Origin of the sequence: Allosphingosinicella sp. (assembly GCF_036387215.1) — a bacterium.
In the GTDB taxonomy this organism is placed as follows: domain Bacteria; phylum Pseudomonadota; class Alphaproteobacteria; order Sphingomonadales; family Sphingomonadaceae; genus Allosphingosinicella.
In genome coordinates this window covers 1-3841 of the sequence record NZ_DASVUE010000059.1, presented here as the reverse complement: position 1 = coordinate 3841, position 3841 = coordinate 1, and the positions used below count along the sequence as shown (strand labels likewise).

The window sequence follows — 3841 nt, the reverse complement described above, 5'->3', positions numbered from 1 at the left end:
CGGGCAGGCGGTGCGGATGGCGGTGATGCCGCCCTGGGTGATTTCGCCGCTGCTCGCGCAGCCCAGCATGGCAAGCGACAGAAGGGCGGGAAGTGCGGCTTTGGGCTTGATCACGAACAATGGTCCTCAAACATATGGAGCGTCGAAAGCCCCCCGGAAGGTCGGGCGGGATCATAGGAACCGGGTTCCAACCCTGCAAGCAATCCAGTACAGGCGCGCAATGGCTACATCGAAGAAGCCCCTCACCCTGCTGATCGCGGCACCGCGGGGCTTTTGCGCAGGCGTCGACCGCGCGATCAACATCGTCGAGCTTGCGCTGGAGCGCTACGGAGCGCCGGTCTTCGTCCGCCACGAGATCGTCCACAACAAATATGTCGTCGATAGTCTGAAGGCCAAGGGCGCGGTGTTCGTGAAAGAGCTGGACGAAGTCCCGGACGGCGTTCCGGTGGTCTTCTCGGCCCATGGCGTCCCGAAGGCGGTGCCGGCCAAGGCGGAGGAGCGCGGCCTTTCCTATCTCGACGCCACCTGCCCGCTCGTCTCCAAGGTGCACCGCCAGGCCGAGCGGCATATCGAGCATGGGCGCCATATCCTCTTCATCGGCCATGCCGGTCACCCGGAGGTGATCGGAACCTTCGGGCAGGTGCCGGAAGGTAATATGACCCTGATCGAGACTGCCGAGGACGCCGAAGCGATCGCCCCGGCCAATGCCGAGAATCTCGCCTTCCTCACCCAGACGACTCTCTCGGTGGATGATACGGCCGGCATCATCTCGGTCCTGAAGCGCCGCTTTCCCACGATCACCGGCCCCAAGGGCGAAGACATCTGCTACGCGACTTCGAACCGGCAGGCGGCGGTGAAGGAGATCGCGCGGCGCTGCGACGCGATGCTCGTGATCGGCGCGCCCAACAGTTCCAACTCCGTCCGGCTCGTCGAAGTGGCCGAACGCGAGGGCACCCCCGCCTGGCTGGTCGGCCGCGCAGAAGACATCGACCTCGCCTGGCTGGACGGCGCCTCCACGCTCGGCATCACAGCCGGAGCCTCCGCCCCCGAAGTGCTGGTCCGAGAGGTGGTGGATTTCCTCGGCAAGCATTTCGACGTGCACGAGGAGCCGGTGGAAGGCGTCGAGGAGCGGATGGTCTTCAAGCTGCCCCGCAGCCTCGAAGCAGCCTGACCCGACCCGCGACGAATGACCAAGGTCGAGATTTTCACCGACGGCGCGTGCAAGGGCAATCCCGGCCCCGGCGGTTGGGGCGCGGTCATCCGTTCCGGCGCACATGAAAAGGAACTCTCCGGCGGCGAGGCGCTCACCACCAACAACCGGATGGAGCTGTTGGCCGCCATCCGGGCGCTGGAGGCGCTGAAGCGGCCCTGCGAGGTGACGCTCACCACCGACAGCGTCTATGTGCGCGACGGCATCACGAAGTGGATCTACGGCTGGCAGAAGAACGGCTGGCGCACCGCCGACCGCAAGCCCGTCAAGAATGCCGAGCTCTGGCAGGAGCTCCTCGCCGCGGCAAAGCCCCACAAGGTCGATTGGCGGTGGGTGAAGGGCCATGCCGGCCATGCCGAGAACGAGCGCGCCGACCAGCTCGCCTGCGCGGCCGCCTCTCAGTTCGTGAACCGCTCCGCCAAATAAGGCGCAGGGTCGATTGACGCGACCATCGGGTCCGGCGGGGTCCCAAGCAGCAGGGCGGCGCCAAGCTTGGCCGCTGCGGGCGCCGTCTGGATGCCGAACCCGCCCTGCCCCGCGAACCAGAAGAAATCCCGGCAACCACTAGCAAAGCCGTAGACCGGCAGCCGATCGGGCGCGAAGCTCCTGAGGCCGGCCCAGCTATGCTCGACCCGCTCGACCCGCCAGTCGACCACCTTTTCCAGCCGGTCGATGGCAAGGGCGACGTCATATTCCTCGGGGGCGCAATCGCAGGGGTCGCAGGCGGTCTCGTCATGCGGGCTCAGCCACAGCCGACCGCCCGCTTCGGGCTTGAAGTAGAAATGCCCGCCCGCGTCGATCACCAGCGGCAGATCCCGCGGAGCCGGAGGGGAGACACGCAGCTGCGCGATCGTGCGCCGGTAGGGCTGGATGCCGACCTTTCTCTCCCCTGCCCGATCGGCCACCGCATCGGCCCACGCCCCCGCTGCGTTGGCGATGACCCGGGCTTCCATGACCCCGCCGGACGTCTCGATCCGCCATCCCGCCGGCGTCCGCTCCGCTTGCTCGAAGCCGCAGCCGGTCAGGAGCTGTGCTCCCGCGGCCCGCGCCGCCTTGAGATAGGCCGCGTGAAGCGCTGCGACGTCGATGTCGGCGCAGCTCGGCTCGGCGAGGCCGTGCTCCCAGCCCGGCCTTAATCCCGGGACGATCCGCTCGAGCCGCTCGCGCCCGAGCAGCTCCATCGCGACGGGCGAGCCCCGGAATTCCAGCTGCATCTCGTGCAGCACCGTTTCTCCGGCGGCATCGGCGATGTGCACGGCGCCTCGAGGCGACAGAAAGGACCGCTCGTGGAAGGCCGCCGGCGGGTTTCGGAGGAAAGGCCCCGACGCGCTGGTCAGCGGCTGCACCAGCGGCCCGCCATAGCTTTCCGACCAGAAGGCGGCGGAGCGGCCGGTCGAATGATAGCCCGCCTGCCCTTCCGCCTCGAGGAGGATCACCCGCGCGTGCGGCGCGATCTCCGCGGCAAGGCTTGCCCCGGCCATTCCCGCACCGACGACGACGATGTCCGCTTGTCGAGTCACGCGGCCGCACGCTCGTCGAGGAAGCGGTCGATCCGCTCGAGCGCGGCAATGCGGATGGGATCCGCCTCACGCAGGATCTCGTGGCCCGCCTCCGGGAACATCATCAGCTCGGAATTCGGAAGCAGCTCCGCGGCCCACTTGATGGCTCCCGGGCTCACCAGGCGGTCGCGCTCCGTCCCAAGCAGGAGCACCGGAAGATCGATCGAACGAAGCTTCGCCGCGGTCAGCGAAGCGATGGAACGGTAGGCGGCGGCAAGCCAGCCCCAGCTCGGCGCGCCGAGCGAATAAGCGGGACGCTGCTCGAACCACCAGAGCTCGTCCGCATAGCGCTTGGGACAGGAGGTGAGGATCTTCCTCCGCAGCGATCCCTTCTGCAGCTTCCCCTCATGCTTCCAGACCGGAATCCTTCCCCGGCCGAACATCGTGAGATTCTGCGCGATCGCCTGCGCCAGCATGGGCGGCAGCGGCGAGGAATTGATGCCGACCATCGGCGCCACCAGCACCGCCGCAGCGACGGGCGGCCGGCGCTCGGCAAGGATCCGGAGGAGGAGATGCCCGCCCATCGAATGGCCGACCGCCACATGCGGCCTCGCGCCTTGAAGCCAATCCTCGATTAAGGCGGCACCGTCGCTGAGCACATCGTCGAAGCTGTCGAGGTGTCCGCCCTTGATGCTGCCCTGCGACTCCCCCTGGCTGCGCCAGTCGAACGAGGTCACGTTCCACCCGCGCGCGTGCCAGTAAGCGAGCGGCTCCACATATTTTTCGATGAAGTCGCCGCGCCCGCCGAGCAACAGAAGGCTTCCGCGCACGGGCCGCCCCTCCGGCTGGACCCACTCGAGCCGCCGCATCGGCCAGGTGTCGCCCGATTGCCACACCGCGACCCTTGCTTGCGGCGGAAGCGCTCTTCGGTCGATCGGGCCCACTTTCATCGGCGCTGGTTACGGTTTGGCAAGTAACCACGTCTAGTAGCTCTCTTCATGCAGGGGGTTTTTGCAGATTTGCTGGTCGCAATCCTCGCCGCGATGTTGATCGTGGCGGCGGCTGGAGACCTTCGCACGCGCACGATCCCCAATTGGCTCAACGGCGCGATCGCGCTCGGTGCGATCCCCTT

The 3841-nt window shown here is 67.4% G+C and carries 4 protein-coding genes; 2 read left to right on the top strand and 2 right to left on the bottom strand.

Annotated elements, in window-relative coordinates:
• Positions 1–220: 220 nt before the first annotated feature.
• Together ispH and rnhA are read left to right on the top strand one after the other, a co-directional pair.
• Complete coding sequence (gene ispH / locus VF662_RS02835) at positions 221–1171, top strand: 4-hydroxy-3-methylbut-2-enyl diphosphate reductase (protein ID WP_464137467.1); 951 nt, start codon at positions 221–223, stop codon at positions 1169–1171.
• A gap of 15 nt (positions 1172–1186) precedes the next feature.
• A complete protein-coding gene (gene rnhA / locus VF662_RS02830; protein ID WP_464137465.1) occupies positions 1187–1636 on the top strand; it encodes a ribonuclease HI in 450 nt (149 codons plus the stop codon).
• On the opposite strand, the gene VF662_RS02825 is transcribed toward rnhA, so the two are convergent.
• On the bottom strand, positions 1609–2730 hold the full coding sequence (locus tag VF662_RS02825; protein ID WP_464137463.1) for an NAD(P)/FAD-dependent oxidoreductase: 1122 nt from the start codon (positions 2728–2730) through the stop codon (positions 1609–1611). The genes rnhA and VF662_RS02825 overlap by 28 nt on opposite strands.
• Positions 2727–3659, bottom strand: a complete 933-nt coding sequence (locus tag VF662_RS02820; protein WP_464137461.1) for an alpha/beta fold hydrolase — start codon at positions 3657–3659, stop codon at positions 2727–2729. The genes VF662_RS02825 and VF662_RS02820 overlap by 4 nt, the downstream gene beginning before the upstream one ends.
• Between the last annotated feature and the right edge of the window lie 182 nt (positions 3660–3841).

Coding starts and splice junctions, on each gene's coding strand:
- ispH (WP_464137467.1), top strand. CDS start 221: ATGGCTACATCGAAGAAGCCCCTCACCCTGCTGATCGCGGCACCGCGG.
- rnhA (WP_464137465.1), top strand. CDS start 1,187: ATGACCAAGGTCGAGATTTTCACCGACGGCGCGTGCAAGGGCAATCCC.
- VF662_RS02820 (WP_464137461.1), bottom strand. CDS start 3,659: ATGAAAGTGGGCCCGATCGACCGAAGAGCGCTTCCGCCGCAAGCAAGG.